The following is a 24,075-nucleotide window of genomic DNA, read 5'->3' on the forward strand; positions in this document are numbered from 1 at the left end:
TCGAGTTTTTACACGCGCGCACCGGCAGGGCACCGAAGATCAAGACTACTCGATCCGGTCAGCGCCCGCCAACCGGCGCTCCGCCACCGGCGCGGCGAAGAAGTCCCGCTCGAGCGCGCAGGCCTCCAGGAACACCTCCCGCATCCTCGCCCGGACGTCCGCAGGGGCCGCGCGGGCGGCGTCGTCGAGCAGCCGGCGGGCCGTGCGGGTGGCCTCCTGGAATCCCTCGTCCGCGTACGTGGCCAGCCAGTCCGCGTAGGGGTGCCCGTCGGTCCCGTCGGCCGCGGCGAGCTCGTTCAGGTGGCGGCCCACGTCCGCGTAGACCCAGTAGCACGGCAGCACGGCGGCCAGGCCCACCGGGTAGGGCTCGGCGGCGGTGGCCGCGAGCAGGAACGTGGTGTAGCGCCGCGTCACCTCGCCGAGGCCGTCCCGGGCACTGCCGGCCCGGGCTCCGCCGTCCCCGGCGTGCCGCAGCCGGGCCCGGTGCAGCTGCGCCTCGGTCTCGGTGCAGGACACGGCGCCGGCGGCGAAGAACAGCCGCTGCTCCTCGTCGGGCGCCCTGGCGGCCAGCAGGGCCAGCGCCCGGCTGTAGCCGTCGAGGTACTGCAGGTCCTGGTCGAGGTAGGCGAGGAAGCGGTCCGGCTCGAGCCGGCCGTCGCCGAGGAGGCGGACGAACTCGAGCTCCTCGATCTCCCGCCGCACGGCCGCGGAGGCCTCCCACAGCTCGTCGGTGAACCGCTTCGGCGCCGTGCCCCAGCTCTCGAGGGCGTCCTGGACGTGGTGGAAGTGGTGGACGGGCCCGCTGCCGTGGCCGACCTCGAGGTCCCCGGCGGCCTCGAGGGCCCCGCGCAGCCAGTTCCGGGCGATCCGCAGGCTCCGGGGCCAGTCCCCGTGCCTGGCCTGGAGGGTGGCCAGGGCCGAGGAGAGGGAGCAGCCGGTGCCGTGGGAGTTCTCGGTGGGCACGCGGGCGCCGTCGAAGGCCACGAGGGGCTCGGGGGCGTCCGGGCCCACGAGCGCGTCGGGCGTCCGGTCCCCCGTGAGGTGCCCGCCCTTGACGAGCACCAGGGTGCCGTGGGCGCGGGCCACGCGGTGGCCCTGCGCGAGGGCCTCGTCCCACGACGACGCCGTGTCCTCCCCGGCGAGCACGGCGAGCTCCTGCAGGTTCGGGGTGATCAGGTCGGCGAGGCCGAGCATCGCGCGCAGGGCGTCCTCGGCCTCGCGCTCCAGCAGGCGGCCCCCGGAGGTCGCGACCATGACGGGGTCCAGGACCACGACCGGCGGCCGGTGGGTCCCGAGCCACCGGGTGACGGCCTCGATGACCGGCACGGACCCGAGCATCCCGATCTTGACGGCGTCGATCTCGACGTCCTCGGCGACCGCGTCCAGCTGTGCCGAGAGGAACTCGACCGGCGGGACGTGGATGTCGCGCACGCCCACGGTGTTCTGGACGACGACGGCGGTGACGGCGCTCATCCCGTAGCCGCCCATCGCGGCGATCGACTTGAGGTCCGCGTGCTGGCCGGCGCCGCCCGTGGGGTCGGTGCCGGCGATGGCCAGGACGCGGGGCACGCGGGCGGTCACGGGGCCACCTCCCCGGCGGGCACGGCGGTGAAGGCCCGCAGGTAGCGAGCGGCCGCGGCGGCGGGGTCCGGGTCGGCGCAGATCCCGGAGACCACGGCCAGCCCCGCGGCGCCGGCGGCGCGCAGGCCGGGGGCGTCCTCGACCCGCACCCCGCCGATGGCCAGGCAGGGCAGGGCCGTGCGGGCCGCGGCGCGGGCGAAGCCCTCGACGCCCAGCGGCTCGGGGTGGTCGGGCTTGGTGCGGGTCGCCCGCACCGCCCCGACGCCCAGGTAGTCGACCGTCCCGGCCGGCAGCGCGGCGGCAGCATCGAGCTCCTCCGCCGTGGCGGCGCTGAGGCCGAGCACGGCGTGCGGGCCGCAGATCTCCCGGGCGAGCGCCACGGGCAGGTCCGACTGGCCCACATGCACGCCGGCCACGGGGGCGCCGGCCGCGCGGGCGGCGAGGTACACGTCGGCGCGGTCGTCCACGAGCACGGGCACCTCCCGGCCCACGCGCTCGGCCACGGCCGTCAGCAGGGCGACGAGCTCGCGGACCGGGGCGTCCTTCTCCCGCACCTGGACCATGGTGGCTCCGCCGCGCACGGCGGCGGCCACGACGTCCGGGACCGCCCGGGGAGCGCTCAGGGCGGTGTCCGTCACCAGGTGCAGGGACAGGGCCGCGGGGTCGAGGCTCGGGCTCACCGGGCGACCTCCTCGCGCACGAGCTCCGCCCGGGCGGCGATCCCCTCCGGGGTGACGGCGTGCAGCCGGTCCAGCAGCGCCACGGCGAAGGAGCCGGGCCCGGCGGAGTCGGCGGCCGCGTCCTCGGCCGCGAGGGTGTACACCGTGGTGGCGGCCACCGCCGCGGCGGCCGGGTCCGTGCGCACGGCGGTGAACGCCGCCATGAGGGCACCCAGGGCGCACCCGCCGCCGGTGATGCGGGTCAGCAGGGGCGTGCCGTGCGGCACCCGGACCACCGTGCCGTCCGGGGAGCGCACGAGGTCCACGGGCCCGGACACGGCCACCGCCGAGCCGGCCCGCTCGGCGAGCGCGGCGGCGGCGTCCCGGGCCGCGTCGACGCCGTGGGTCGCGTCCGTGCCGCGGCCGCCGGCGCCGCCGGCGAGGGCGATGACCTCGGAGGCGTTGCCGCGCACGATCGCCGGCTCGAACCCGAGCAGGTCGCGGGCCAGCGCCGTGCGCACGGGCAGGGCACCCACCGCCACCGGGTCCAGGACCCAGGCCCGGCCCGCGCGGCGCCGGGCCCCGACGGCCTCGTAGGCGGCGCCGCGCTGCTCGGCGGTGGGCGTGCCGGTGTTGACGAGGAGGCCGTCGGCGAGCTCCGCGAAGACCCCGCCCTCGCCCTGGATGTCGGTCATCGCCGGGGACGCGCCCACGGCGAGCAGCACGTTGGCGGTGAAGTTGGTGACCACGGCGTTGGTGATGCACTGCACCAGCGGCGCCGCGGCGCGCAGGTCCGCCAGGGCCGCGGCGGCGTCCTCGGCGAGCGCGGGGTCCGGCGGCACCGGCCTCCCGGGTCCTGGTGTGCGGTCGGACGGGGGTACGGCATCGCGCATCTGCGACATCCCTTCGCTAGTACTGGCTAGATCAGGTTCGACGGGTGTGTTCTCAGCCGCTCGTGCGGCACCCCGTGTCTGGTGTCCTGCCAGTCTAGTCGTCGTGCGGGAGCCGGCACGGACCCCGCACGGGATCAGAACATGCCGTTGGCGTGGGCCATCCGCTCGGGCACCGGCTGCGCGACGCCCCAGTGCTCCACGATCCGGCCGTCGTCGAGGCGCCAGAGGTCGTAGCAGACCACAGTTCCGGTGGGTCCCCCGTCGCTGTTCCCTCCGGGCACGGCCTCCGCGACGGTCAGCACGAAGTTCCCCTCGCCGACCACGCGGCGCAGCCGCTGGTACGCGGGCTGCGGGCCGTCCGGCGTGCCGCCGGTGTGCTCGGTGCAGCCCCGGGGGCTCATGTGGTCCTGGACGGCGTGGCGGTCGCCCCCGACGAGGGCGGCCTCGACCCACTCGGCGGCGATGCGCTTGTTGTCCTGCGTCCGCTCGTGGTCCGTGACCGCGACGGGACCGTCGAGCTGGGGGCGGGCGCCGTCGGGGCCCGTGCGCAGGGGCTCGAGGACGTCCCAGTGCTCGGCGATCCGTCCGTCCTCCCCCCGGAAGACGTCGAAGCCGACCAGCGGCTCCGGACCGAGCCCTTCGTACACCGAGTGGACGGCCACCGTCCCGTGGTCGTCGAGCATCCGGACCATGTCCACGCGGAAGTCGTCGGGCATGCTCTGCACGAACTGCCTGAGACCCTCGCGCCCGTCCGGCGCGAGCGGCGAGTGCTGGACGAAGTCCTCCGTGTAGTGACGGTCCACGGCCGACGGATCCCGGTGGACGAACAGTTCCGTGCCGGTGGTGCGGATGATGTCTGCACTGGTCATGGCGATGCTCCCTGGAACGGGCGGCCGCTCTCCCGGCGGACGGGCCGGCGGCCCCGGGTGTGCTGTGGTGCGCACCACGGTACGCCGCCGTGCGGAGGGCGGGCAGGCCGGGACGGTCCGTGACGGTCCGCGACGACGGAGGACCCCGACCGTGCCGGTCGGGGTCCTCCGTGGTGCTGCTCGGCGGGGCGGGTCAGCCCCGGTCGGCGGGCCGGCCGCTGGTGAGGTCCTCGGCCTTGACGCCGACGCCGACGACGGTCGGCGCCCGGCGGGAAGGCTCCTCCGGGGCGCGCTGGGCGACGGTCTTCGCCTCGTGCCGGGCGCCCTCCGCGGCGGCCGCCCGGCCGGCGGTCACCTCGGCCTCGCCGGGCCGCGCCGTCGGGGCCGAGGCCCGCCGGGAGCGCCGCCGGGGCCGCACGGGCTCGACGTCCGCCTGCTCCGCGGCAACCGCCGCGGCCGGGGCGGGCGCCTGCCGCTCCGTGCGGTCCTGTGCCGTGCTCTCCTGTGCCGGGGCCTCCGCCGCGGCGGTGGCCCCCTCCGCGGCGTCATCCGCACCGGTGACCGCCTCGGCGGCGGCCTCCGGGGTAGCGGAGCCGGCGTCCGGTCCCCGCTGCCCGAAGACCTCCGCGAGGGAGTCCAGGCTCAGCGGCCGGGCCTCGACGGGCTCGACGACCACGGCGTGGCCCTGCGGCAGCTCGATGACCTCGCCGTTGATGGTCAGGCGCGAGCCCTGCTCGCCCGGCGCCTCCTCGGCGGGGAGCTGCTCCGGGGCGGCGGGGGCGGTGTCCTCCCCCTCCTCCGGCTGCTGCTCGGCGGCGGTGTCCCCGCCCTGGCCGCGGCCGCGGCTGCGCTTGCCGCGGCGCTTCTTCCGGGAGCGCCCCGAGCCCTCGGGCCGGGACTCCACCGGCTGAGCGGCCTCCTCGGCGCGCTCCGGCTCGTCCGCGGCCGCCTCCTCGTGGTGGGTGGCGGCGGCGATCGTCGCGAACGCCGTCCGCGCGGCCTCGGCCTTGGCCTTCTCCGCGGGGTCGGCCTCGGCGGAGCGCTGCTCCGTCCGGGCGGGCTGCTGCTCGTTGCGGCCCCCGCGGCCGCGCTTGCGCTCCGTGCGGTTCGGCCGCTGGTCGCGGGACTCGCTCGTGGCACCGCCGGAGCGGCCCTCGAGCGGGTGGTCGTGGACCACCACGCCGCGGCCGGCGCAGTGCTCGCACGGCTCGGAGAACACCTCCAGCAGTCCGGTGCCCATGCGCTTGCGGGTCATCTGCACGAGGCCCAGCGAGGTCACCTCCGCCACCTGGTGCTTGGTGCGGTCCCGGCCCAGGCACTCCACCAGCCGGCGCAGCACGAGGTCCCGGTTGGACTCGAGGACCATGTCGATGAAGTCGATCACGATGATCCCGCCGATGTCCCGCAGCCGCAGCTGCCGGACGATCTCCTCGGCCGCCTCCAGGTTGTTCTTGGTGACGGTCTCCTCGAGGTTGCCCCCGGAGCCGGTGAACTTGCCGGTGTTCACGTCGACCACCGTCATCGCCTCGGTGCGGTCGATGACGAGCGAGCCGCCCGAGGGCAGGAAGACCTTGCGCTCGAGTGCCTTCTGGATCTGTTCCTCCACGCGGTAGTTCACGAACAGGTCCTCGTCCTCGTCCCACTTCTTGAGCCGGTCGAGCAGGTCCGGTGCGACGTAGGTCACGTACGCCTCGATGTTGTCCCACGCCTCGTCGCCCTGGACGACCATGGTGGTGAAGTCCTCGTTGAAGACGTCGCGCACCGTCTTGATCGTGAGGTCCGGCTCCGCGTAGAGCATCTCGGGCGCGAGCGTCCTGGTCGACCCGGCCCGCTCCTGGATCTGCTCCCACTGGGCGCGCAGCCGGTTGATGTCGTGGGTGAGCTCCTGCTCGGAGGCCCCCTCGGCGGCGGTGCGCACGATGACGCCCGCCCCGTCCGGCAGACGGTCCTTGAGGATCTTCTTCAGCCGGGCGCGCTCCACATCGGGCAGCTTCCGGGAGATCCCGGTCATCGACCCGCCCGGGACGTAGACCAGGTACCGGCCGGGCAGGGAGATCTGGCTCGTGAGCCGGGCGCCCTTGTGCCCCACCGGGTCCTTGGTGACCTGCACCAGGACCGAGTCCCCGGACTTCAGCGCGACCTCGATCCGGCGCGGCCCGCCCTCGAGCCGCGACGCGTCCCAGTTGACCTCGCCGGCGTAGAGCACGGCGTTGCGGCCCCGGCCGATGTCGATGAACGCGGCCTCCATGGACGGCAGCACGTTCTGCACCTTGCCCACGTAGACGTTGCCGATCAGGGAGTCCTGCTGGGTGTGCGAGACGAAGTGCTCGGCCAGGACGCCGTCCTCGAGGACGCCGATCTGGATCCGGTTGTCCTTCTGCCGGACCAGCATCTGCCGCTCGACCGACTCGCGGCGGGCCAGGAACTCGGCCTCGGTGATCACCTGGCGGCGGCGGCCCGTCTGGCGGGACTCGCGCCGGCGCTGCTTCTTGGCCTCGAGCCGCGTGGAGCCCTTCACGGCCACGACCTCGTCGACCGTGGCGGTCTCCGCGGCGCGGGGCGCCCGGACCCGGGTCACCGTGTTGGGCGGGTCGTCGTCGCTGCCGCCCACGAGCTCCATGTCGACCTCGCCGCGGCGGCGGCGCCGACGGCGGCGGCTGGTGGCGCTCCCGCCGGTCCCCTGGCCGGCCTCATCGCCCTCGTCGGCGAGCTCCGCCGTGTCCGGCTCCTCGGGACCGTCGCCCGGGTCCTCGGCGGAGGCGTTCTCCTCCTGCTGGCGGCGCCGCGCCTCCCGGCGGCGGGCGGCGCGCTGCTGAGCGGCCTCGCGCAGCTCGTCGAGGTCCGGGGCGTGGAACATGAGCGAGGTCGCCGTCACCGCGGCGGCCGGCGCCGTGCGCGGCTCCCCGTCGTCGTCGGTGTCCTCGTCGTCGGTGTCCTCGTCAACGGTGTCCGCGCCGTCGTCGGTGTCCGCCTCGTCGTCCTCGGCGGACGGGGCGGAGTCCTGCCCGGCTCCGGCCGGCGCGTCGGCGGCCGGCGCGTCGGCGGCCGGCGCCTGGGCCCCGGGGCCCAGGTCCTCGGTCTCGCCGGCGGGCTCGACGCCCTCGGCGGCCTCCTCGGCACCGGGCGTGCCGGGCGCGGGGTTCGCGGGAGCGGCGGCCTCCTCGGCCACCGCACCGGGGCGCTCGTCGCCGGGGACCGCGGTCCCGGGCGCGACGTCGAGGGTGTCGGTCCCCGCGGCGTCGCCGGTGGCCGGCGCGGACGGCACGGTCTCCGACGGCTCGCCGGGGACCTCGCCCGGCGTGCCGGGCCCGGCCTCCGGGACGCCGTCCGGCGCGGCCGGCGCCTCCTCCGACGGCTCCTCGAGCACGTGGCCCGAGACCTCGGGGGCGATGTCCGGCACGGCCGGTGCGTCCTCCGACGGCTCCTCGGGCACGTGGCCCGGGGTCTCGGGGGCGGTGTCCTGCACCGTTGCCTCCGCCACCGGGAGGTCCCGGTGGGCGTCGTGCGATGTGTTCTGCTGACCAGCGTCCAGGGCGTCCTGCGCCCCGGCCTGGTTCACCTGTTCGGCATCCATATACAGCTGTGCTCCTGCCGCGGTACGCCGTCCGTACCCGGTCCCCGCAGCTGCTTGGTCGGCGTATCGCCGGTGGGGGTCCACGCGGCGGCCAGAAGTCCTGTGCGTACCCGTCGCGTCCCGCACACCTCGCGAACGGGCGGGGACGGCAGCGAGCCAGTCCGGGGCTTCGAGCCGCTGCTCACGAGGGCAACGGTCTTGGGCCGGCGGCGGACGCGCTCAATCCGATGAGAGCCGCGGGTCCTGCCGACCTGGGGTCGAAGTCCGACTGGGCCGAGATCCCGCGTACGGGCGGGCTCGACCGTGGCCAGTATCTCACAGACGCCCCGGTGCGGGCCGGATTGGCTCCGTCACGGCCCGCAACCCGCGGGCACGGGGCCGGGAGAGCCCCCGGGGAGCATCAGGGGGCATCGCCTAGGATCGGCGTGTGACCTCCACTCCGCCCCGCCTCGACGACTCCCCCGCCGTGTCCCGCGGCCCGGACGCCCGCGCCGACCGGCGCTGGGGCCTCGTGGCCCTCGTGACCGGGCTCCTGGGCTTCTACGGCGCCGCCACGCTGGTGTACGAGCGGCTCCAGCTCTTCCTCGACGCCGGCCACCGCACCAGCTGCGACATCAACTCGTGGCTGTCCTGCGGCACCGTCATGCGCACGCCCCAGGCGGAGGCCTTCGGCTTCCCCAACCCCTTCATCGGCATCGTCGCCTACGCGGTCGTCGTGGCCGTGGCGCTCGCGGTGCTGGCGGGTGCGCGGTTCGCCGCCTGGTACTGGTGGGGGCTGCAGATCGGGGTGACCCTCGGCTGGGTCTTCGTGCTGTGGCTGTGGTGGCAGACCACCTTCGAGATCAACGCCCTGTGCCTGTACTGCATGCTCGTGTGGGTGATGCAGACCGTCCTGCTGGTGCACACCACGACCCGCAACCTGCGCGGCGGGGTGCTGCCGGCGCCGGCCGGCGTGGCGCGCGGCGCCGAGCAGTGGGCGTGGTTCGTCTCCGCCGCCCTGCTCGTGCTGCTCTTCGGGACCGTCCTGGTCCGGTTCGCCGGGGTCATCTTCCCGGCCTGAGCCCGCCCGGTGCCGTGCGGCTCCGCCGGACGCGGCACGGCACCGACGACGAACGGCCTCCGCCCGTGCTGGGCGGAGGCCGTCGTCGTCGGTGCGCACCGGGGTCCGGCGGGCTCAGGGCTCAGGCGAACCAGATGCCGATCTCGCGCTCGGCGGACTCCGGGGAGTCGGAGCCGTGCACGATGTTCTGCTGGACCTTCTCGCCCCAGTCCCGGCCGAGGTCGCCGCGGATCGTGCCCGGCGCAGCGGTGGTCGGCTCGGTGGTCCCGGCCAGGGACCGGAAGCCCTCGATCACCCGGTGGCCCTCGACGACGGCGGCCACGACCGGGCCGCTCAGCATGAACTCGACGAGCGGCTCGTAGAACGGCTTCCCCTGGTGCTCGGCGTAGTGCTGCTCCAGCACGGAGCGCTCCGCGTGCAGCAGGCGCAGATCGACGAGGCGGTAGCCCTTCGCCTCGATCCGGGCGAGCACCTCGCCGGTGAGGCCGCGGGCCACGCCGTCGGGCTTGACGAGGACGAGGGTGCGTTCCGTGGTCATGGGGGTCCTTCCGAGGTGCGGGTCCAGGATGTCGGTGCCCAGCCTAGCCGTCCGGGTGCTCCCGCTCCCACTGCGCCTGGGCGGCGTCGCGAGCGGCGTTCTCCCGGTCCAGCCGCGCCCCGGTGCGCACGGCGTACCACCAGGCGAGCACGGACAGTCCACCCACGAAGAACATCGTGGGCAGCACGAAGCCGGTGGCCAGGAACACGGCCTGCAGGACCCAGCCGACCGTGTACCCCCAGGGCCGGCCCAGCACGGCGGGGGCCAGCCCCAGGAGCAGCGCGAGCGCGGTCCCGCCGGCCAGGATCGCCGTCCGGGCCCCGTCCCCGAGCTCCCGGCCGAGGACACCGTAGGCGGTGAGGGCCGCGAAGAACGCGATGAACGCCTCCATGACCAGCACCGAGGAGGCGAACATCGTGCGGATCGAGCGCCGCGGCCGGGGCTGCCCGGGGCTCCGGTCGCGCTGGGCTCTGGTCATGCGTGCCACGTGGGACGGGTCCTCTCCTGCGGGGGGTGCGGTCGGTGCGGGGCGCGGGGCACGGTCACAGCCCCAGCAGCGTGCGGGCCTCGCCGACCACGGTGATCGAGCCCGTGACCAGCACGGCGCCGTCGAACTCCGGGCGGGCGGCGGCGTCCTGGACGGCCTCGGTCATCGCGTCGTCGAGCTGCGGGACGGCGTGGACCACGTCCTCCGGGAAGCCGAGGTCCACGGCGAGCTCCACGAGCTCCTGCGGGTCGACCGCCCGGGGCGAGGAGGACCGGGTGAACCAGAACTCGGTGTGGAACTCCTCGTACTCGTCGAGCAGGACCCGCAGCATCGCCTCGGCGTCCTTCTCCCGGAGCATCCCCACCACGAGGTTGAGCTTCCCGAACGTGAAGGCCTCCTTGAGGGCGGCCGCCGCGGCCGTGAGCCCGTGCGGGTTGTGCGCGGCGTCGAGGACCACCGGGGGCGCCTTGCGGGCCAGCTCCAGGCGTCCCGGAGACTCGACGGCGCCCAGCCCGGTGCGGACCAGCTCGGGGTTGAGCTCCTTCTCCCCGCCGCCCAGGAAGGCCTCCACAGCGGCGAGGGCCAGGGCCGCGTTCTCCGCCTGGTGGGCGCCGAACAGCGGCAGCAGGACCTCGGGGTACCGCCCGGCCAGGCCCTGGAGCGTGAGCACCTGACCGCCCACGGCCGTGGCGCGGGCCTCCACGCCGAACTCCACGCCGCCGAAGCGGAACGGGACGCCGAGCTCCCGGGCCCGGGCGAGGAGCACCTCGGCGGCCTCCGGGTCCTGCGCGGCGGAGACGAGGAACCCGCCCGGCTTGAGGATCCCGGCCTTCTCGGCGGCGATCTCCCCGAGCGTGTCGCCGAGCAGGTCCGTGTGGTCGAGGTCGATCGGGGTCACCACGGACACCGCGGCGTCCGCCACGTTCGTGGCGTCCCAGGAGCCGCCGATGCCCACCTCGAGGACGACGACGTCGACCGGCGCGTCCGCGAAGACCGCGAACGCGAGCGCCGTGACGGTCTCGAAGTAGCTGAGCCGGGGCTCCCCCCGCTCGGCCAGCTCGGCGTCCACGAAGCCCAGGTACGGGGCGATCTCGCCGAAGACGCGCACGAAGGTCTCGTCGTCGACGGGCGCGCCGTCCACGCTGATCCGCTCGGTGACCCGGGAGAGGTGGGGGCTGGTGTAGCGGCCCACCCGCAGGTCGTGGGCGAGCAGCAGGGCCTCCACCATCCGGGCGGTCGAGGTCTTGCCGTTCGTGCCGGTCAGGTGGATCACCGGGGCGGCGCGCTGCGGCTCCCCCAGGACCTCCATGGTCCGGCGCATCGCGTCCAGGCGCGGGGCCATCCGGTTCTCGGGGGCGCGCTCGAGCAGCCGGGAGTAGACCTCCTCGACGGTCCCCGCCCCACCGGTCCCGGCGAAGGGGGCGCTCACGCCCGCACCGCCCCGGTGCCGGCGGAGGCTCCGGTCGGGGCGCCCACGACGGACACGGCCACGGCCGGTTCGCCCACGCGCAGCTCGAGCTCGGCGGAGAGCGTCTCGCCGGCCACGAGCCCGCGGTTGGCCTCGAGGGCGGCGACCGTCCGCTCGTCGGCGGTGACGACGGTACGGATCCGGTCGGAGACCTGGAGGGCGGCGTCCTTGCGGGCCTGCTGGATCGCCCGGACCATGTCCCGGGCGGTGCCCTCGGCCTCGAGCTCGGGGGTGAGCTCGGTGTCGAGGACGAGGAAGCCGCCGCCGGGCAGGACCGCCACGGCGCGGGACCCGGCCGCGGCGTCCTGCGCCACGACGGTCTCGAGCTCGTACTCGCCCTCCTGCAGCGCCGTTCCGCCGGCGGTGACGGTGCCGTCCTCGGCCGTGCCCCAGTCCCCGGACTTCGCGGCCTTGATCACGGCCTGCACGCCCTTGCCCAGGCGGGGTCCCGCGGCGCGGGCGTTGACCTTGAGCTGCTGGGAGATGCCGAACTGCTCCGCGGAGGCCTGGCCGGCGTCGAGCAGGGTCACCGACTTGAGGTTCAGCTCGTCCGCGACGATGCGCTCGAAGGTGCCCGCGAGCTCGTCTCCCCCGGGCACCACCACGGTCATCCCGGCCAGCGGCTGGCGCACGCGCAGCTGGTGGGCCTTGCGCAGGGCGGAGCCGTTGGAGCAGATCGTGCGGGTCGTCTCCATGCGCGCCACCAGGTCGGCCTCGGCGGGGAACAGCGAGGCGTCCGGCCAGTCGGTCAGGTGCACGGAACGCCCGGCGGTCAGCCCGCGCCAGATCTCCTCCGCAACCAGGGGCAGCAGCGGGGCGGCCACCCGGCAGACGGTCTCCAGGCAGGTGTACAGCACGTCGAAGGCGACGGTGTCCTCGTCGAAGAACCGGTCCCGGGAGCGGCGCACGTACCAGTTGGTCAGGGTGTCCATGTAGGAGCGCAGGCGCTCCGCGGCCCCGGAGACGTCGTAGCGGTCGAAGGCGTCCTGGACGTCCGTCACGAGCCGGCCGGTGGCGGCCAGCACGAAGCGGTCCATCACGTGCTCCGAGTCGTGGCGGGTCCGGGCCTCGTAGCCGGCGCCGCCGTTCGCGGCGTTCGTGTAGAGGCCGAAGAAGTGGTAGACGTTCCACAGCGGCAGCATCATCTGGCGCACGCCGTCGCGGATGCTCTGCTCCGTGACCACCAGGTTCCCGCCGCGCAGGATGGGGCTGGACATCAGGAACCAGCGCATCGCGTCCGCGCCGTCCCGGTCCAGGACCTCGTTGACGTCCGGGTAGTTGCGCAGGGACTTCGACATCTTCTGCCCGTCCGAGCCCAGCACGATGCCGTGGCTGATGACGTTGCGGAACGCGGGCCGGTCGAACAGCGCGGTCGCCAGGATGTGCAGCGTGTAGAACCAGCCGCGGGTCTGGCCGATGTACTCCACGATGAAGTCGCCGGGGTTGTGGGTCTCGAACCACTCCCGGTTCTCCATGGGGTAGTGCACCTGGGCGTACGGCATCGACCCGGAGTCGAACCACACGTCCAGCACCTCGGGCACGCGGCGCATCGTGGCGGCGCCCGTCGGGTCGTCGGGGTTCGGGCGGGTCAGCTCGTCGATCCAGGGCCGGTGCAGGTCGACCTCGCCCCGGTCGTTGACGGGCAGCCGGCCGAAGTCGGCCTCCAGCTCGGCGAGGGAGCCGTAGACGTCGCGGCGCGGGTGCTCGGGGTCGTCGGACTCCCACACCGGGATGGGCGTGCCCCAGTACCGGTTGCGGGAGATCGACCAGTCGCGGGCGTTCTCCAGCCACTTGCCGAACTGGCCGTCCTTGACGTTCTCCGGGATCCAGGTGATCTGCTGGTTGAGCTCGACCATCCGCTCCTTGATCCGGGTGACCTCCACGAACCAGGAGGACACCGCGCGGTAGATGAGCGGGTTCCGGCAGCGCCAGCAGTGCGGGTACGGGTGCTCGTAGCTGGCCTCCCGGACCAGCCGGCCCTGGGCCCTGAGGTCCCGGACCACCGTGCGGGCCACGTCCTTGTCGAAGACGTTGCGCCCGGCGATCCCGGCCAGGGGCGCGCCGGGGGCGAGCCGCTCGTCCTCGAAGAGCCGGTAGAACACCCCGGACTCGTCGAGGGAGAGCACCACGGGGATGTCGTAGCGGGCGCAGACGTTCTGGTCGTCCTCGCCGTAGGCGGGCGCCTGGTGCACGAGCCCGGTGCCGTCGGTGGTGGTGACGTAGTCGGCCACGACGAACTGCCAGGACGTGCCCGTGCCGAAGCGCTCGGCGTCCGCGAAGTAGTCCCACAGCCGCTGGTAGCGCAGCCCCTCGAGGTCGGCCCCGCGGTGCCGGGCGGTCACGGCCGCGGCCGCGGCCGCCGCCGGGTCCTCGGCCTCGCCCCAGCCGAGGTCCTTCGCGTAGGCGCCCAGCAGCTCCTCGGCGACCAGGAAGCGCCGGCCCTCGAGCTCGCCGGCGCCGGGGACCACGGCGTAGACGATCTCGGGGCCCACGGCGATCGCCTGGTTGGTCGGCAGCGTCCAGGGCGTGGTGGTCCAGGCGAGGGCCTCCACCCCGGCGAGCTCGGCGGCCAGTTCGGGCCGGACCGCCCACGAGGCGTCGTCGAGCACGGGGAAGGTGACGGTCACCGTCTGGTCCTGGCGGTCCTGGTAGACGTCGTCGTCCATCCGCAGCTCGTGGTTGGACAGCGGGGTCTCGTCCTTCCAGCAGTAAGGGAGGACGCGGTAGCCGGAGTAGACGAGGCCCTTGTCGTCGAGCGCCTTGAACGCGGCGATCACGGACTCCATGTAGTCCGGGTTGAGGGTCTTGTAGTCGTTGTCGAAGTCGACCCACCGGGCCTGGCGGGTGACGTAGTCCTGCCACTCGGAGGCGTACTTCATCACGGAGGACCGGCAGGCGTCGTTGAACGCCGCGACGCCCATCCGCTCGATCTCCTGCTTGTCCGCCATCCCGAGCTGCTTCATCGCCTCGAGCTCGGCGGGCAGGCCGTGGGTGTCCCAGCCGAAGCGGCGCTCCACCCGGCGGCCCCGCTGGGTCTGGTAGCGGGCCACGAGGTCCTTGACGTAGCCCGTGAGGAGGTGCCCGTAGTGCGGCAGTCCGTTGGCGAAGGGCGGGCCGTCGTAGAAGACGAACTCGTTGGAGCCGTCCCGGCCGGGGTCGCGCTGGTCCACGCTGGCCTGGAACGTGCGGTCCTGCGCCCAATAGGCGAGGACGCGCTCCTCCACGGCCGGGAACGCGGGCGCCGCGGGCACGCCCCGGGCCGCGGGGTCGGTGGTCGCCTTGGGGTAGACGGGCTGGTCTGACACGGGGTCCATCCTCGTTCTGACGTCGGTGCTGCTCGTGCGGGTCAGGGTGCAAGGACGCTGCCGGCCGGTCGCCCGGGGCGGAACGCGGTACCACCTCGCTTGCGCCCCGGTCCCCTGGGGGACGCGGGCCGCCGCTCGTCGACTGCTGTGACGGGCTTACCCGTTCGGTTCTACTGGGGGCCCGGGGGCCCTGTTCTTCCGAAGACTCCCCGGTGATGGCCGGATCGACGCCGTGATGACTGCCCCCATCTTAACCCACCCGGGGCGTCGCCGAGATTGCGGCTGCCGGCGACCCGGCGGTCTCCGGTGGCCGCCAGCCACGACCTCGGCGGGGGCGGGTGAGTTCGCGGGGAGGGCTACCGGCCGCGGATCAGCTTGTGCGGGGCCGCCTGGGCGACCGGCTTGATGGTCACGGTGTCGAGGTCCACGTGGTGGGGCAGGTTCACCGCGAAGGCGCACACCTGGGCGACGTCCTCTGAGGTGAGGGGCTTGTCCACGCCCGCGTAGACCTTCTCCGCGACCTCCTGGTCCCCGCCGAGACGGTTGAGGGAGAACTCCGGGGTGTGCACGAGGCCCGGGGCGATCTCGACGACGCGCACGTTGTGCTCGGCCTCCTCGAGCCGCAGCGCCTCCGTCATGGCCCGCTCGGCGAACTTCGCGGCGTTGTAGCCGCCGCCGCCCTCGTAGGCCCGGTGCGCGGCGAGGGACGTGAGGTTCAGGACGGTGCCCTCGCCGTTCGCGCGCAGCGCCGGGAGGAAGGCGCGGGTCAGGCGCATCGTGCCGAGCACGTTGACCTGGTACATCCACTCCCAGTCCTCGGTGCTGGCCTCGGCCACGCGGTCCGTGCCGCGGGCGCCGCCGGAGATGTTGAGCAGCGCGTCCACGCGGCCCTGCTCCTCCAGCACCTGGTCCCGGAGGGCCTCGACGTCGGCGTCCGAGGTGATGTCGCACGGCGCGGGCACGGCCCCCGTCTCGCGGGCCAGGGCCTCGAGCCGTTCGGCGCGGCGGGCCACCGCGTAGACGGTCCAGCCGGACCGGCGCAGCTCGCGCGCGGTGGCCTCCCCGATTCCGGTCGACGCGCCGGTGACGACGGCGACCCTGCCGGTGTGCGTGGTGGAGCTCTGCTGATCGGTCATGGGCCCCACGCTAGCCGGGCACCGGGCGCCGCCCAAGCACCGGGGCGTCGGGGCGCGCGCCGGGGCTCGTGAGAGACTGGTCGGCATGGCTGACAACACGCAGGGCACAGACACGCCCGGGACCGCACCGGAGACCACGCCCGAGACCACGCCCGAGACCACGCCCGTGACCGTTCCCGACAAGCCCGCCCTGGAGGGCCTCGAGCAGAAGTACGCGCGCAGGTGGCGCGAGGAGGGCACCTTCGCCTTCGACGAGGACACCACGCGCGAGCAGGTCTACTCGATCGATACTCCCCCGCCGACCGCCTCGGGCTCCCTGCACGTCGGCCACATGTTCTCCTACACGCAGACGGACGTGATCGCCCGCTTCCAGCGGATGAGCGGCAAGAACGTCTTCTACCCGCTGGGCTGGGACGACAACGGCCTGCCCACCGAGCGCCGCGTGCAGAACTACTACGGCGTGCGCTGCGACCCCACGAGGCCCTACGTCGAGGGCTACCGCCCGCCGGAGAAGCCCGCGAAGAACCAGCGCGACTGGGACGTGGTCTCCCGCAAGAACTTCATCGAGCTCTGCGAGGAGCTGGCGGTCGAGGACGAGAAGGTCTTCGAGCAGCTGTTCTCCACCCTGGGCCTGTCCGTGGACTGGACCCGCACCTACCGCACCATCGACGCCCGCTCCCGGGCCGTCTCCCAGCGCGCCTTCCTCCAGGACCTCGCGGCCGGCAACGCCTACATGGCCGAGGCCCCCACCCTGTGGGACGTCACCTTCCGCACCGCCGTGGCCCAGGCCGAGCTCGAGGACCGGGAGCGGGAGGGCACCTACCACCGGGTCGCCTTCCACCGTCCCGACGGCGAGCCGGTGCACATCGAGACCACCCGCCCCGAGCTGCTGCCCGCGTGCGTGGCCCTCGTGGCCCACCCGGACGACGAGCGCTACCAGCCGCTGTTCGGCACCACGGTGCGCTCCCCCCTGTTCGACGTCGAGGTCGAGGTGCGGGCGCACCCGCTGGCCAAGCCGGACAAGGGCTCCGGGATCGCCATGATCTGCACCTTCGGCGACCTCACCGACGTGACGTGGTGGCGGGAGCTGGACCTCCCGACCCGGGCGCTGATCGGCCGTGACGGCCGCTTCGCGAGCGAGACCCCGGAGTGGATCGCCGCCGGCGCCCCGGCCGAGCGCTACGCCGAGGTGGCGGGCAGGACCGTGTTCTCGGCGCAGCAGGCCGTCGTGGAGATGCTCCGGGAGTCCGGGGACCTGGTGGGCGAGCCCCGGAAGGTCATGCACCCGGTGAACTTCTACGAGAAGGGCGACAAGCCGCTCGAGGTCGTCACCTCCCGCCAGTGGTACATCCGCAACGGCGGCCGCGACGCCGACCGGCGCGAGGCGCTCATCGGGCGCGGGCGTGAGATGGCCTGGCACCCCGCGTTCATGCGGTCCCGGTACGAGAACTGGATCGAGGGCCTGCACGGCGACTGGCTGATCTCCCGCCAGCGCTTCTTCGGGGTGCCCTTCCCGGTCTGGTACCGGCTCGACGGCGACGGCAACCCGGACTACGACGACCCCGTCCTGCCCGCCCTCGACCAGCTGCCCGTGGACCCGGCCGCCGACCCGGCCCCCGGCTTCGACGAGACCCAGCGGGATCAGCCGCACGGCTTCACCGGCGACCCGGACGTGCTCGACACCTGGGCGACGTCCTCGCTGTCCCCCCAGATCGCCACCGGCTGGGCGTTCGACGAGCGGCTGCACGCCAACACCTTCCCGATGGACCTCCGGCCCCAGGGCCACGACATCATCCGCACCTGGCTGTTCTCCACGGTGGTGCGCTCCGAGTCGCTGGCCGGCACGGTGCCCTGGACCAACACCGCGCTCTCCGGGTGGATCCTCGACCCGGACCGCAAGAAGATGTCCAAGTCCAAGGGCAACGTGGTGGTCCCCACCGAGGTGCTCGAGAACTACGGGGCCGACGCGGTGCGCTACTGGGCCGCCTCCGCCCGCCTGGGCGCGGACACCGCCTACGACGAGGGGCAGATGAAGATCGGCCGCCGGCTGGCCATCAAGCTGCTCAACGCCTCGAAGTTCGTCCTCGCCCAGGGCGTCACCGAGGCCTCCGTGCTCGGCGCCGGGGCGTCCGCGGACGTCGTGACCGACGCGGTGGACCGTGCGCTGCTCGCCCAGCTGGCCACGGTCGTGGAGCGCGCCGGCCAGGCGTTCCGGGACTACGAGTACGCCCGGGCCCTGCAGCTCACCGAGCAGTTCTTCTGGACCTTCACCGACGACTACGTCGAGCTCGTGAAGGACCGGGCCTACGGGGCCCGCGGGGCGGCCGCGCAGGCGTCCGTGCACGCCGCGCTCGCCACGACCCTCGACGCGCTGCTGCGCCTGTTCGCCCCCGTCCTGCCGTTCGCCACGGACGAGGTCTGGTCCTGGTGGCGCACCGGCTCCGTGCACCGGGCCTCGTGGCCGGGCGTCGAGGGCTTCGCGGACGCCGTGACCGACGCCGACCCGGAGGTGCTCACGACCGTGGGCGAGGCCCTCTCGGGGCTGCGCAAGGCCAAGTCCGAGGCCAAGGTCAAGCAGCGCACCGAGGTGCGCTCGGCGACCATCACGGCCGCCGCCGAGGACGTCGCCCGCCTCGAGGCGGGCCTGGGCGACCTCAAGGCCGCGGGCAACGCCGCCGAGCTCGTGCTCGTCGCCGGGCCCGAGGGCCTCGCCGTGCGCGACGTCGAGCTGGTCCCCGCGGAGGAGCCGGCCCGGTAGCGCCGTCCCCGGTGCGCAGCACGAGGGCCCGGCCGCCGCGGCGGCCGGGCCCTCGTGCTGTCCGGGACCCGGGTCGGTCCGGGTCGCTGCTCAGTCGAAGATCGGGCCCTCGTCACGACCGCGCTTGAGCTCGTAGAACCCGTGGTGGGAGACCAGGGCCAGGCAGCCGTCCCAGACCCGGGCGGCGTCCTCGCCCCGGGGCGCCGGCGTGAAGACCGGGCCGAAGAAGCCCACGCCGTTGACGGAGATGCAGGGCGTGCCGATGTCCTCGCCGGCGACCGCCTGGGCGGCCTCCGTGGAGGCCCGCAGCGCGTCGTCGAACTCGGTGGCGTGCCGGGCCGCGGCGAGCTCCGCGGGCAGGCCGACCTCCTCGAGGGACTCGGTGATGATCCGCTCCAGGTCCTCGATCCCCCCGGGGTGGCGCCGCGTGCCCATGGCGTCGTAGAGCCTCTTGTTGTACTCGTCACCGTGGGCACGGGCCGCGGCCTCGACCACGCGCACGAGCCACATCGACTCCTCGTGGCCGTGGTGGTGGCTGCCGGGGTTCTCCTCGTTGAGGATGCCCAGCGAGATGATCCGCCAGTGCACCTCGACGTCGCGCAACCGCTCGACCTCCTCCATCCACCGCGAGGTCATCCAGGCCCAGGGGCACAGGGGGTCGAACCAGAACTCCACCTTGTCCGTCATCAGCTTCCTCTCGTGCGGGCGTCCGCCGGGAGTGGCGGACGCTTCACCGGGTAGAAGCCACGGCTCAGGCTGTTTTGTTCCGGTTCTGCTCCTCGCGGATCATCTCGTGGGTGATGATCTCCGGCTCGGCCTGCTTGGCCACGGCCTCGGCGGTGACCAGCACGGCGGCGATGTCCTCCCGGCTGGGGAGCTCGAACATGACGGGCTGGAGCACGTCCTCGAGGATGGCGCGCAGCCCGCGGGCGCCCGTGCCCCGCTGGATCGCGAGCTCGGCGACGGCGGTCAGCGCCTCGGGGTCGAACGTCAGCTCGACGCCGTCCAGCTGGAACATCTTCTTGTACTGCTTCACGAGCGCGTTGCGCGGCTCCGTGAGGATGCGGGTGAGGTCGGCCACCGACAGCTCGCGCAGCGTGGTCACCACGGGCAGACGGCCGATCAGCTCGGGGATCAGGCCGAACTTCAGCAGGTCCTCCGGCATGACGTCGGCCATCACCTCGTGGCGCGGCCCGCTCTGCTTCAGCTCCGCGCCGAAGCCGATGCTCGTCCGGCCCGCCCGGGAGTCCACGATGTCCTCGAGCCCGGCGAAGGCGCCGGCCACGACGAACAGCACGTTGGTGGTGTCGATCTGGATGAACTCCTGCTGCGGGTGCTTGCGCCCGCCCTGCGGGGGCACCGAGGCCACGGTGCCCTCCAGGATCTTCAGCAGCGCCTGCTGCACGCCCTCGCCGGAGACGTCGCGGGTGATCGAGGGGTTCTCGGACTTGCGGGAGATCTTGTCGATCTCGTCGATGTAGATGATCCCCGTCTCGGCCCGCTTGACGTCGTAGTCCGCCGCCTGGATGAGCTTGAGCAGGATGTTCTCGACGTCCTCGCCGACGTAGCCGGCCTCCGTGAGGGACGTGGCGTCCGCCACCGCGAAGGGCACGTCGAGCTTGCGGGCCAGGGACTGGGCCAGGTACGTCTTGCCGGAGCCGGTGGGGCCGACCAGCAGGATGTTGGACTTGGCGATCTCGACGTCCTCGTCACCGGCCGCCGTGGCCAGGGACAGGGGCTTGCCGTTCTCGCCGGCCCGGACCCGCTTGTAGTGGTTGTACACGGCCACGGCCAGCGCCCGCTTGGCGGTCTCCTGGCCGATCACGTACTGGTGGAGGTGCTGGTAGATCTCGTGGGGCGTGGGGAGCTCCTGCTGCTCGAGGTCCTTGACCTCGCTCAGCTCCTCCTCGATGATCTCGTTGCACAGCTCGATGCACTCGTCGCAGATGTAGACGCGCGGGCCCGCGATGAGCTTGCGGACCTGCTTCTGGCTCTTGCCGCAGAAGGAGCACTTGAGCAGATCCGCGGTCTCGCCGATGCGCGCCATGAAACAGTCCTCTGGTCGGGGTACGGGAATCCTCGTCCAGGATAGGCGAGGACCGGGTCCCGCCCCAACACCGGGGCGCTGCGGGTGGGCTGCGGCGGGTCGCCCGGGTCAGGAGGTGACGGTCGCGGGCTTGTGGATCTTCCGGGACTCCAGGACGTGGTCCACGATCCCGTACTCCTTGGCGGCGGACGCGGTGAGGATCTTGTCGCGCTCGATGTCCCGGTTGACCTCCTCGGCGGTCTTGCCGGAGTGCAGGGCCAGGGTCTCCTCCAGCCACTCGCGCATGCGCATGATCTCGTTGGCCTGGATCTCGATGTCCGAGGCCTGGCCCCCGCCCTGACCGGACATGGCCGGCTGGTGGATGAGCACGCGGGCGTTCGGCAGGGCCAGGCGCTTGCCGGGGGTGCCGCCGGCGAGCAGGACGGCCGCCGCGGACGCGGCCTGTCCGAGGCACACCGTCTGGACCTCGGGGCGGATGAACTGCATGGTGTCGTAGATCGCGGTCATCGCGGTGAACGACCCGCCCGGGGAGTTGATGTACATCGTGATGTCCCGGTCGGCGTCCTGCGCCTCGAGCACGAGCAGCTGCGCCATGACGTCGTCGGCCGAGGCGTCGTCGACCTGGACGCCCAGGAAGATGATCCGGTCCTCGAACAGCTTGGTATAGGGGTTCTGCCGGCGGTACCCGTAGGGGGTGCGCTCCTCGAAGTCCGGGAGCACGTAGCGGCTGGTGGGCAGGGCGGCCGCGGAACCGGCCGTGGACGAAGGTCCGTGGGTGAAGGTCATGGTTGAGTTCCTCGGAGGTCTGGAAGAGCGTGCCTGATGACGTGGTGGGACCGCCGAGGTCCTACTCCTGGTCCTTCATGGTCCCGCCGCCGCCGGTCATGGAGCCGGCCGAGCTGGCGATGTGGTCGAAGAAGCCGTACTCGAGGCCGCGCTGGGCGTCGAACCAGTTGTCGCGGTCGTTGTCCCGGAGGATCGTCTCCAGGGACTGGCCGGTCTGCTCGGCGGTGAGCTCCGCGAGTCGCTGCTTCATCGACAGGATCAGCTCGGCCTGCACCCGGATGTCCGAGGCGGTGCCGCCCATGCCGCCGGAGGGCTGGTGCATGAGGATCCGGGCGTTCGGGGTGGAGTAGCGCTTGCCCTTGGTGCCCGAGGACAGCAGGAACTGGCCCATCGACGCGGCCAGGCCGGTGGCCACGGTCACCACGTCGTTCGGGATGAGCTGCATGGTGTCGTAGATCGCCATGCCCGCGGTGACGGAGCCGCCCGGGGAGTTGATGTACAGGAAGATGTCCGCCTGGGGGTCCTCGGCCGAGAGCAGCAGCATCTGCGAGCAGATGAGGTTCGCGTTGTCGTCGCGCACCTCGGAGCCCAGCCAGATGATGCGCTCCTTGAGCAGCCGGTTGTAGACGTAGTCGTCCTGGCCGCCCATGGGGCCGCCGCCCTGCAGGCGCGGTCCGGTGGAGGTTGCGTGGGTCGAGCCGAACGGCGACTCGTGAGCGGAGGTCATGTAACAGTGCCTCTTTCGTCCGTGTGGTCCGGTGATCTCTGAACAGAACACTAGTGCCCGCCCCGGGTCCCGGCCGGTCCCCGTCCGGGTTGTTCGCTGATGGCGCATGGTCTTAGGGCGCCCGTCGCACACGACGACGCCGCCGTCCCGGGCGGGACGGCGGCGTCGTCGGGAGCGGCGTCAGGACGTCACTTGGCGGAGTCCGGGGAGTCGGCAGAGTCGGCCGACTCCGGGGAGTCGGCGGACTCCGCGGACTCGGGCGAGTCGGCGGACTCCTCCTCGGTGCCCGGGGTCGGGGCCGCGGTGGTCTCCTCGGGCTCGACCTCCTCGGCGGGCTCCCCCGCCTGCTCCTCGCCCTGCGGGCGCACGAACTCGGAGAGGTCCACCGTGTTGCCCTCGGTGTCGGTGACCGTCGCGTACTCCAGGACCTTGGCCAGGGCCTTGCGGCGGCGCACCTCGCCCACCATCAGGCCGGCCTGGCCCGAGGAGTCGAGCAGCTGGGCGAACTGGTTCGGGTCCATGCCGTACTGCTGGGACATGTTGATGATGTAGTCGATCAGCTCGGACTGCTCGACGCCGATCTCCTCGGCCTCGGCGACCGCGTCCAGCACGATCTCGTTGCGGAACGCGTCCTCGGCGTTCTTCTGCACCTCGGCCCGGTGGTCCGCGGTGTCGTGGTCCGCCTCGGCCTGCGGGTTGTCGAAGTGCTGGGCGATCTGCTCATCGATCACGGCCTGCGGCACGGGGATCTCCACGAGGGCCAGCAGCTTCTCCAGGACCTTGTCGCGGGCCTCGACGCCCTGCTCCACCACGGTGCCCTCGGCGGCCTGCTTCTTCAGGTCCTCCTTGAGCTCCTCGATGGTGTCGAACTCGGAGGCCAGCTGGGCGAACTCGTCGTCGGCCTCGGGCAGCTCGCGCTCCTTGACGGCGGTGACCTTGACCTTGACGACGGCGTCCTCGCCGCTGTGCTCGCCGCCGGCGAGCTTGGTCTCGAAGGTGGCGTCCTCGTCGGCGGACAGACCGGTGATGGCCTCGTCCATGCCCTCGAGCATCGTGCCGGCGCCCACCTGGTAGGACAGGTCGTTGGCGGCGTCGACCTCCTCGCCGTCGACCAGGGCCTGCAGGTCGAGGGTGACGAAGTCGCCCTCGGCGGCGGGACGGTCCACGGTCTTGAGGGTGCCGAAGCGCCCGCGCAGCTCGTCGAGGGCCTTCTGCTCGTCCTCGGCGGAGGCCTCGCGGGCCTCCACCTCGACCTCGAGGCCCTTGTAGTCCGGCAGCTCGATCTCGGGGCGCACGGCCACGTCGATCTCGACCTTGACGTCGGCCTCGCGGTCCGTCTCGTCCGGCTTGGCGAGGACCTCGACCTGGGGCTGGGTCAGCGGGGTGATCTCGTTCTCCGCCAGCGCCTGCTGGAAGAAGGTGTTCAGGCCCTCGTTGAGCGCGTTCTCGACGACGAAGTCGAAGCCCACGCGCTGCTCGATCAGCCGCGCCGGAACCTTGCCGCGGCGGAAGCCGGGGACCTGGATCTGGTTGGCGAGCGAGGTGTAGGTCTGGTCGATGAACGGCTTCAGTTCCGCGAACGGGACGTCCACCACGATCTTGACCTGGGTGGGGTTGAGTTTCTCGACGGCGCTCTTCACTTCCGCTGCACTCCTGAGTGGTAGGTCGGTTGGGTCTTCCGGTGCCGCTCTCCGGCCCGGGACAGTCGGGAAGGCGGCTGCCCGGCAGGACCGGGCAGCCGCTCCAACGTCGGGGCGACAGGACTCGAACCTGCGATCTCCTGCTCCCAAAGCAGGCGCGCTAGCCACTACGCTACGCCCCGGTACCTGCAGCCTCGGCTGCAACGACTGCGGTCCGGTGCACGAGCACGGACCACCGGCGAGTCTACCGGCTGGGCGGACGGGGCCGCACCTCGGCCCGCCGGACCCCGCTCCGCACGGCCCGCCGGCGTTCTGCCGGCCGCGCTCCGCGGGTGCGACGAGGCCCCGGGATTTGACACCGCGCGCGCCGGGCCGGTTAATGGGAAGGCCTCGACAGAGCGCTGCGCGGGGATGTAGCTCAATGGTAGAGCCTCAGTCTTCCAAACTGATTACGCGGGTTCGATTCCCGTCATCCCCTCTCCGTGCACGAACGCCCCGGTCCCGCTGGACCGGGGCGTTCGTCGTCCCCGGCGGCACCTCGGCCCGG

At 73.2% G+C, this 24,075-nt stretch carries 17 protein-coding genes, 2 tRNA genes and 1 riboswitch; of the genes, 3 read left to right on the top strand and 16 right to left on the bottom strand.

Features of this window, described 5'->3' with window-relative positions:
* Positions 1-45: 45 nt before the first annotated feature.
* The 5 genes from ACZ2G1_RS04300 to ACZ2G1_RS04320 all read right to left on the bottom strand — a co-directional run bounded on the left by ACZ2G1_RS04300 (position 46) and on the right by ACZ2G1_RS04320 (position 7,576).
* Positions 46-1,581: a bifunctional hydroxymethylpyrimidine kinase/phosphomethylpyrimidine kinase gene (locus ACZ2G1_RS04300; protein WP_115162775.1), complete on the bottom strand. Its 1,536-nt coding sequence runs from the start codon at positions 1,579-1,581 to the stop codon at positions 46-48.
* Positions 1,578-2,261: a thiamine phosphate synthase gene (gene thiE / locus ACZ2G1_RS04305; RefSeq protein ID WP_095650521.1), complete on the bottom strand. Its 684-nt coding sequence runs from the start codon at positions 2,259-2,261 to the stop codon at positions 1,578-1,580. The genes ACZ2G1_RS04300 and thiE overlap by 4 nt, the downstream gene beginning before the upstream one ends.
* On the bottom strand, positions 2,258-3,082 hold the full coding sequence (thiM, locus tag ACZ2G1_RS04310; RefSeq protein ID WP_017834597.1) for a hydroxyethylthiazole kinase: 825 nt from the start codon (positions 3,080-3,082) through the stop codon (positions 2,258-2,260). Before thiM ends, thiE begins: the two co-directional genes overlap by 4 nt.
* 42 nt (positions 3,083-3,124) lie before the next feature.
* A riboswitch (TPP riboswitch) is annotated at positions 3,125-3,218 on the bottom strand.
* Between the two features lie 49 nt (positions 3,219-3,267).
* On the bottom strand, positions 3,268-4,002 hold the full coding sequence (locus ACZ2G1_RS04315) for a nuclear transport factor 2 family protein (protein ID WP_470377516.1): 735 nt from the start codon (positions 4,000-4,002) through the stop codon (positions 3,268-3,270).
* 193 nt (positions 4,003-4,195) lie between these two features.
* Positions 4,196-7,576, bottom strand: a complete 3,381-nt coding sequence (locus ACZ2G1_RS04320) for an Rne/Rng family ribonuclease (protein ID WP_470377517.1) — start codon at positions 7,574-7,576, stop codon at positions 4,196-4,198.
* 427 nt (positions 7,577-8,003) lie between these two features.
* Here ACZ2G1_RS04320 and ACZ2G1_RS04325 point away from each other — a divergent pair, with 427 nt between their 5' ends.
* A complete protein-coding gene (locus ACZ2G1_RS04325; protein WP_035930031.1) occupies positions 8,004-8,636 on the top strand; it encodes a vitamin K epoxide reductase family protein in 633 nt (210 codons plus the stop codon).
* 121 nt (positions 8,637-8,757) lie between these two features.
* On the opposite strand, the gene ndk is transcribed toward ACZ2G1_RS04325, so the two are convergent.
* From ndk to ACZ2G1_RS04350, 5 genes are all read right to left on the bottom strand, one after another.
* Positions 8,758-9,174 (bottom strand): nucleoside-diphosphate kinase, encoded by a 417-nt coding sequence (gene ndk / locus ACZ2G1_RS04330; RefSeq protein WP_017834593.1) that lies wholly within the window; start codon positions 9,172-9,174, stop codon positions 8,758-8,760.
* 43 nt (positions 9,175-9,217) lie between these two features.
* The gene (locus tag ACZ2G1_RS04335) at positions 9,218-9,652 is read right to left on the bottom strand and encodes a DUF4233 domain-containing protein (protein ID WP_081994585.1); all 435 of its coding nucleotides are present in this window, start codon (positions 9,650-9,652) and stop codon (positions 9,218-9,220) included.
* Between the two features lie 64 nt (positions 9,653-9,716).
* Positions 9,717-11,090: a bifunctional folylpolyglutamate synthase/dihydrofolate synthase gene (locus ACZ2G1_RS04340; RefSeq protein WP_017834591.1), complete on the bottom strand. Its 1,374-nt coding sequence runs from the start codon at positions 11,088-11,090 to the stop codon at positions 9,717-9,719.
* Positions 11,087-14,434 (bottom strand): isoleucine--tRNA ligase, encoded by a 3,348-nt coding sequence (ileS, locus tag ACZ2G1_RS04345; RefSeq protein ID WP_115163579.1) that lies wholly within the window; start codon positions 14,432-14,434, stop codon positions 11,087-11,089. Before ileS ends, ACZ2G1_RS04340 begins: the two co-directional genes overlap by 4 nt.
* Before the next feature lie 356 nt (positions 14,435-14,790).
* Positions 14,791-15,570 (bottom strand): SDR family oxidoreductase, encoded by a 780-nt coding sequence (locus tag ACZ2G1_RS04350; protein ID WP_470377518.1) that lies wholly within the window; start codon positions 15,568-15,570, stop codon positions 14,791-14,793.
* An 85-nt stretch (positions 15,571-15,655) separates the two neighbouring features.
* Between ACZ2G1_RS04350 and valS the strand changes: the two genes are divergently transcribed.
* The gene (valS, locus tag ACZ2G1_RS04355; protein ID WP_035930047.1) at positions 15,656-18,328 is read left to right on the top strand and encodes a valine--tRNA ligase; all 2,673 of its coding nucleotides are present in this window, start codon (positions 15,656-15,658) and stop codon (positions 18,326-18,328) included.
* 90 nt (positions 18,329-18,418) lie between these two features.
* On the opposite strand, the gene ACZ2G1_RS04360 is transcribed toward valS, so the two are convergent.
* The 6 genes from ACZ2G1_RS04360 to ACZ2G1_RS04385 form a co-directional block, all read right to left on the bottom strand.
* Positions 18,419-19,015 (bottom strand): mycothiol-dependent nitroreductase Rv2466c family protein, encoded by a 597-nt coding sequence (locus tag ACZ2G1_RS04360; RefSeq protein WP_109267982.1) that lies wholly within the window; start codon positions 19,013-19,015, stop codon positions 18,419-18,421.
* Positions 19,016-19,079: 64 nt separating this feature from the next.
* A complete protein-coding gene (gene clpX, locus ACZ2G1_RS04365) occupies positions 19,080-20,375 on the bottom strand; it encodes an ATP-dependent Clp protease ATP-binding subunit ClpX (RefSeq protein ID WP_017834586.1) in 1,296 nt (431 codons plus the stop codon).
* A gap of 108 nt (positions 20,376-20,483) precedes the next feature.
* Positions 20,484-21,161 (bottom strand): ATP-dependent Clp protease proteolytic subunit, encoded by a 678-nt coding sequence (locus ACZ2G1_RS04370; RefSeq protein WP_017834585.1) that lies wholly within the window; start codon positions 21,159-21,161, stop codon positions 20,484-20,486.
* 61 nt (positions 21,162-21,222) lie between these two features.
* Positions 21,223-21,888 carry an ATP-dependent Clp protease proteolytic subunit gene (locus tag ACZ2G1_RS04375; RefSeq protein WP_017834584.1) on the bottom strand — a complete coding sequence of 222 codons (666 nt, stop codon included), beginning with the start codon at positions 21,886-21,888 and terminating at the stop codon, positions 21,223-21,225.
* Between the two features lie 188 nt (positions 21,889-22,076).
* Positions 22,077-23,528 carry a trigger factor gene (gene tig, locus ACZ2G1_RS04380; RefSeq protein WP_017834583.1) on the bottom strand — a complete coding sequence of 484 codons (1,452 nt, stop codon included), beginning with the start codon at positions 23,526-23,528 and terminating at the stop codon, positions 22,077-22,079.
* Between the two features lie 109 nt (positions 23,529-23,637).
* Positions 23,638-23,710: transfer RNA gene (locus ACZ2G1_RS04385), tRNA-Pro, on the bottom strand.
* 225 nt (positions 23,711-23,935) lie between these two features.
* Here ACZ2G1_RS04385 and ACZ2G1_RS04390 point away from each other — a divergent pair.
* A tRNA-Gly gene (locus tag ACZ2G1_RS04390) sits at positions 23,936-24,006 on the top strand.
* The last annotated feature ends 69 nt before the right edge of the window (positions 24,007-24,075 follow it).

The organism is Kocuria sp. KKT182 (assembly GCF_055635395.1).

What these genes read in the sequence shown, in the direction of transcription:
- ACZ2G1_RS04375 (WP_017834584.1), bottom strand. Translation starts at nt 21,888, where the DNA reads ATGACCTCCGCTCACGAGTCGCCGTTCGGCTCGACCCACGCAACCTCC.
- ACZ2G1_RS04360 (WP_109267982.1), bottom strand. Translation starts at nt 19,015, where the DNA reads ATGACGGACAAGGTGGAGTTCTGGTTCGACCCCCTGTGCCCCTGGGCC.
- valS (WP_035930047.1), top strand. Translation starts at nt 15,656, where the DNA reads ATGGCTGACAACACGCAGGGCACAGACACGCCCGGGACCGCACCGGAG.
- clpX (WP_017834586.1), bottom strand. Translation starts at nt 20,375, where the DNA reads ATGGCGCGCATCGGCGAGACCGCGGATCTGCTCAAGTGCTCCTTCTGC.
- ACZ2G1_RS04315 (WP_470377516.1), bottom strand. Translation starts at nt 4,002, where the DNA reads ATGACCAGTGCAGACATCATCCGCACCACCGGCACGGAACTGTTCGTC.
- ndk (WP_017834593.1), bottom strand. Translation starts at nt 9,174, where the DNA reads ATGACCACGGAACGCACCCTCGTCCTCGTCAAGCCCGACGGCGTGGCC.
- ACZ2G1_RS04350 (WP_470377518.1), bottom strand. Translation starts at nt 15,570, where the DNA reads ATGACCGATCAGCAGAGCTCCACCACGCACACCGGCAGGGTCGCCGTC.
- ACZ2G1_RS04320 (WP_470377517.1), bottom strand. Translation starts at nt 7,576, where the DNA reads ATGGATGCCGAACAGGTGAACCAGGCCGGGGCGCAGGACGCCCTGGAC.
- ACZ2G1_RS04370 (WP_017834585.1), bottom strand. Translation starts at nt 21,161, where the DNA reads ATGACCTTCACCCACGGACCTTCGTCCACGGCCGGTTCCGCGGCCGCC.
- ACZ2G1_RS04335 (WP_081994585.1), bottom strand. Translation starts at nt 9,652, where the DNA reads ATGACCAGAGCCCAGCGCGACCGGAGCCCCGGGCAGCCCCGGCCGCGG.